3 protein-coding genes and 1 pseudogene are annotated in these 4,301 nt (G+C 71.7%); 2 read left to right on the top strand and 2 right to left on the bottom strand.

The window, feature by feature from the left end:
- Window positions 1-515: hypothetical protein (locus MSZK_RS13765; protein ID WP_142389925.1), on the bottom strand; the 515-nt coding region annotated here is incomplete at its 3' end.
- A 165-nt stretch (window positions 516-680) separates the two neighbouring features.
- Here MSZK_RS13765 and MSZK_RS13760 point away from each other — a divergent pair.
- Entirely contained in the window at window positions 681-1,862 is a 1,182-nt protein-coding gene (locus MSZK_RS13760) for a mannosyltransferase (protein WP_233211294.1), read from the top strand.
- On the opposite strand, the gene MSZK_RS13755 is transcribed toward MSZK_RS13760, so the two are convergent.
- Entirely contained in the window at window positions 1,837-2,121 is a 285-nt protein-coding gene (locus tag MSZK_RS13755; RefSeq protein ID WP_099248692.1) for a 4a-hydroxytetrahydrobiopterin dehydratase, read from the bottom strand. The two genes, MSZK_RS13760 and MSZK_RS13755, sit on opposite strands and share 26 nt — an antisense overlap.
- Before the next feature lie 195 nt (window positions 2,122-2,316).
- On the opposite strand from MSZK_RS13755, the pseudogene MSZK_RS33430 reads away from it, so the two are divergent.
- Window positions 2,317-4,301, top strand: a pseudogene (locus MSZK_RS33430) (PE family protein); the annotation flags it as partial.

Below are 4,301 nucleotides of genomic sequence, written 5' to 3'. Positions count from 1 at the left end.
CCGGCGACCTCGGTGGCCACCGGGGCGACCGGGGCCGCCGGGGCCGGCGCACCGACGGCGAGGTTGTCGCCGATCTTGACCGGGAACGGCACGTTCGACGGCGTCAGGTTGGCGAGGTCGCCCGGCACGCCGAGCTGGTTCAGCAGCGGAATCAGCGGCGCGGTGACGCTCCCGCCCGGAACGGGGCTGGCCGCCGGGGCGGTGGCCGGGGCGCCGGCGATCGGTGACACCGGCAGGGTGGCCGGAGCGCCGCCGATCGGCGAGACCGGCAGCGTGGACGGGGTGCCGGTCAGCGCCGACGCTCCGGACAGTGCGGTCGCCGCGGACTGCAGCACACCCGCCGCGGCGGCGGGGTTGGTGACGAACTGCTGCAGCATGTTGAGCGCCGGCACGCCGGGCACGGCCGGGGATACCCCGGGGTCGGCGGCGGCGGACGGGCTGAGCGCGAGCGCGGCCGAGCACAGCCCGGCAGCGGCAATTGCATTGGCGGCGAACAACTTTGATAAGCGTGGCATGGTCATCCCAATCCCTCGAGTGCAGGTCTGAACCCGAAGGTAGTCCGTTACTAGAGTTACTCAAGTGACACGTGTGGTGTTTATTCAACCGTTACGGCAGTGATTGCCTACGGTGATGCCGCGCGCCGAAGCGGGCGGCGCAGTGGGCGTCGATACAGTCGCACGGTGGACACGAAGGCTTCGGCGGTGCGGCCGGGCTGGCCGGCCGCGGTCGTCCTGGCCCTCAGCGTGGCCGCCCGGCTGGCCTGGACCTACCTGGTGCCCAACGGCGCCAACTTCGTCGACCTACACGTCTATCTCGGTGGCGCGGGCGCGCTCGACCACCCTGGCTCCCTGTACTCCTACGTCTACGCCGACCAGACCCCCGACTTCCCGCTGCCGTTCACCTACCCGCCGTTCGCGGCGCTGGTCTTCTACCCGCTACACCTGCTGCCGTTCGCGGTGGTCGCCTTCTGCTGGCAGGTGGGCATCATCGCCGCGCTCTATGGCGTGGTCCGGGTCAGCCAACGGCTGCTGGGTGTGCCCACCGGCGCCGGCCACCGCGTGGCGATGCTCTGGACCGCCGTGGGCATCTGGATCGAACCGTTGCGCAGCAACTTCGACTACGGCCAGATCAACGTCATCCTGGTACTGGCCGTGCTCTATGCCGCCTACTGCACGCGGTGGTGGTGGTCGGGTCTGCTGGTCGGGGTCGCGGCCGGGATCAAACTGACCCCCGCCATCACCGGGCTGTACTTCCTGGGCATGCGCCGCTGGGGCGCAGCTCTCTTCTCGGCCGTCGTCTTCTTCGCCACCGTCGGGTTGTCCGTGGCCGTCATCGGTCAGCAGGCCCGCTTCTACTTCACCGACCTGCTCGGCGACGCCGGACGAGTCGGTCCGATCGGCACCTCGTTCAACCAGTCCTGGCGCGGCGCGATCTCCCGGATCCTCGGCCACGATGCCGGCTACGGCCCGGTCGTGCTGGCGGGAATCGCGGTGACCGCGGTGCTGGCGGTGCTGGCCTGGCGTGCGCTGGATGGCGACCGCCTGGGCTCGTTGCTGGTGGTGCAGTTGTTCGGCCTGCTGGTCTCCCCGATCTCGTGGACACATCACTGGGTGTGGTTGCTGCCGTTGATGATCTGGCTCGTTCATGGCCCCTGGCGGGCCCGGGCCGGCGCGCGGCTGTTGGGCTGGGGCTGGTTGGTGCTCACGCTGATCGGCGTGCCGTGGCTGCTGAGTTTCGCCCAGCCGACGATCTGGCAGATCAGCCGGCCCTGGTATCTGGCCTGGCCGGGACTGGTCTATGTGGTGGCGACGCTGGCGACGCTGGGCTGGATCGCGGCTAGTGGCCGTCGACGATCTGGTTGATGGTCGACGCCATCTGCACGTCCTTGTCGGTGATACCGCCCTCGGAATGTGTCACGAGAACGAAAGTGACTGTCCGCCAGCGGATATCGATATCAGGGTGATGGTCGGCGCTCTCGGCCTGCTCGGCGACGCGGCGCACTGCCTCGATGCCGTCGAGGAACGTCGGGAACTTCACCGAACGGCGCAGCGTGCCGTCGGTGTGCTCCCAGCCGTCGAGATCGGTGATGGCTGAATCGATTTGTTCATCGGTCAGGGGCATGGTGTCAGTGTTCTCCATCGGCGAGCCGGACGGAAGGGCGCGAAATCACTGGGACATCTGTCCGAAAATCGGGACGCATCTGCCAGTCCGGTGCTAGGTTGCCACCGTTGCTCGACAGCTCCGTTTCACAGCGTGGGACGGCATCGCTGGCAAATTCGTTCACCACATTCGGGGGAGCTGATGAGTTCGGTTGGCATGTCTACCATCGACGACGGCCGCCGGGAGCACCGTCGGCCTTCCTGGTTGCGGGCTCTGCCAGTGGAGTTCGGCGGCATCGGCGTCGGCCCGACCGATTCCCGGCTCTTGACCTGGCTCGGTGCCTCAGCCATCACCCTGGGTGTGGGCGCCGCGCTGGCCTCGATGCCCGCGACGGCCGCCGCCGACGCGACGGGTTCGACCGGCACCAAGGGGCCATCGTCCGCCAGCGCGACAACGTCCTCAGGCGCAACCACATCCACCGGGCAGCACCGGCCGACCGGACGGTCGAAGCCCACCCCCGGTTCGGTCGCGCGCAAGCCGGCCACCGGCACGGCGAAGAAACCGGCGAGCAGCCGTACCCCGTCAGCGGCCGCCGACGCCGGCACCGCCACCAAGTCCGCCGCGGCGGCCGGCACGACATTGCCTCGGGCCGCGGCGGCCGCTTTGCCGACCCCGGACGCCGTGGTCAGCTTCTTCTTCAGCAACGGGACCGCTGAGCATCCCAACGCCGGGATCATCGCCGGCAACGGCTACTCCTGGACAGTCGACACCTGCACCGGCGGCCGCGTTTGCCGAGGCGGGAACGGCGGGTTGTTCGGCGACGGCGGCGCAGGCTTCAACGGCGGCAGCGGCGGAGCGGCCGGATGGTTCGGCAACGGCGGTGCGGGCGGCGCCGGCGTGGCGGCGGGCAATGGCGGCCGGGGCGGCAACGGCGGCCTGATCGCCGGGAACGGCGGTGCCGGCGGCGCCGGTGGTGAGGCGTTCGCACAGGGCACCACAGGTGGCAACGGTGGCTCGGCCGGCATGTTCGGCAACGGTGGCAAGGGCGGCGCCGGCGGGGTCCTGGCCGGCGAGGCGGAAGTGAACAGCACCGGCGGTCAGGGTGGTAACGGCGGTGCCGGCGGCCTGTACCTGGGCAACGGCGGCAACGCCGGTGCGGGTGGCAACGCCATCCCGATCGGCGCCACCGGGGGCGACGGGGGCCGGGGCGGCAACACCGGGCTGATGTCGGTCTGGGGTTACGCCGGTGCCGGCGGTGCCGGCGGCGGATCCACCAATGGCGGCAAGGGCGGCGACGGCGGCAGTGGCGGCCTGTTCTCGGTGTTCGCCAACGGCGGTGCCGGCGGGGCGGGCGGAACCAGTCCGTTCTACGGCTCCACCGGCGACCACGGTGGGGACGGCGGGCGCGGCGGCAACGGCGGCCTGTGGTCGGGCAACGGCGGCGCGGGAGGTGCCGGCGGTTTCGGCGGCGGCGACGGCGGCAACGGCGGCAACACCGGCTGGCTCTCGGTCTTCGGGCAGGGCGGTAACGGCGGTAACGGGGGCACCGGCCAGACCGGCATTCCCGGCACCGAATCGATCATCACCAACAACGGCGGCCCGGGCGGCGACGGCGGACCCGGCGGCAGCGGTGGTCGCGGCGGTAACGGCAGTGTCGTGTTCGGCAGCGGCGGCAACGGCGGTCTCGGCGGCCAGGGTGGTCAGGGCGGCCAGGGTGGCAACGGCCGCTACCCCGGCACCGTCAGCTCCGGCGACGGCGCACCCGGCGGAACGGGCGGTGACGGCGGCAACGGTGGTGCAGGCGGCGCCACCGGCGGCGCCGGAGGAGCCGGTCGATACCTGTTCGTCATCTCGGCCAACGGATCGGCCGGGGTCAGCGGAGCCGGCGGTAACGGCGGCAACGGCGGTGTGGGCAGATGGGGTGGCTACACCACCGATCCCGACGGCAACGGCGGACTCGGTGGCTACGGCGGCAATGGCGGTGACGGTGGTGCTGGCGGTGCGGGGGCGGCCGGCGGCCGCGGCGGCGTCGGTGGCGCGGGCGGACCGGGCGGCCAAGGCGGTGTCAACGGCGATGGTGGCGACGGCGGCGACGGGGGCTACGGCGGCAACGGCGGCCAGGGTGGTACCGGCGCCGGCGACGGCGGCAACGGCGGTCGCGGCGGTGCCGCCGGGTCCGGGGGCAGCGGCTTCAACGGCGG

Source organism: Mycobacterium sp. shizuoka-1 (assembly GCF_002723835.1).
GTDB lineage: Bacteria > Actinomycetota > Actinomycetes > Mycobacteriales > Mycobacteriaceae > Mycobacterium.
The sequence above is the reverse complement of the archived record's forward strand: the minus strand, read 5'-3'. Positions and strand labels throughout refer to the sequence as shown.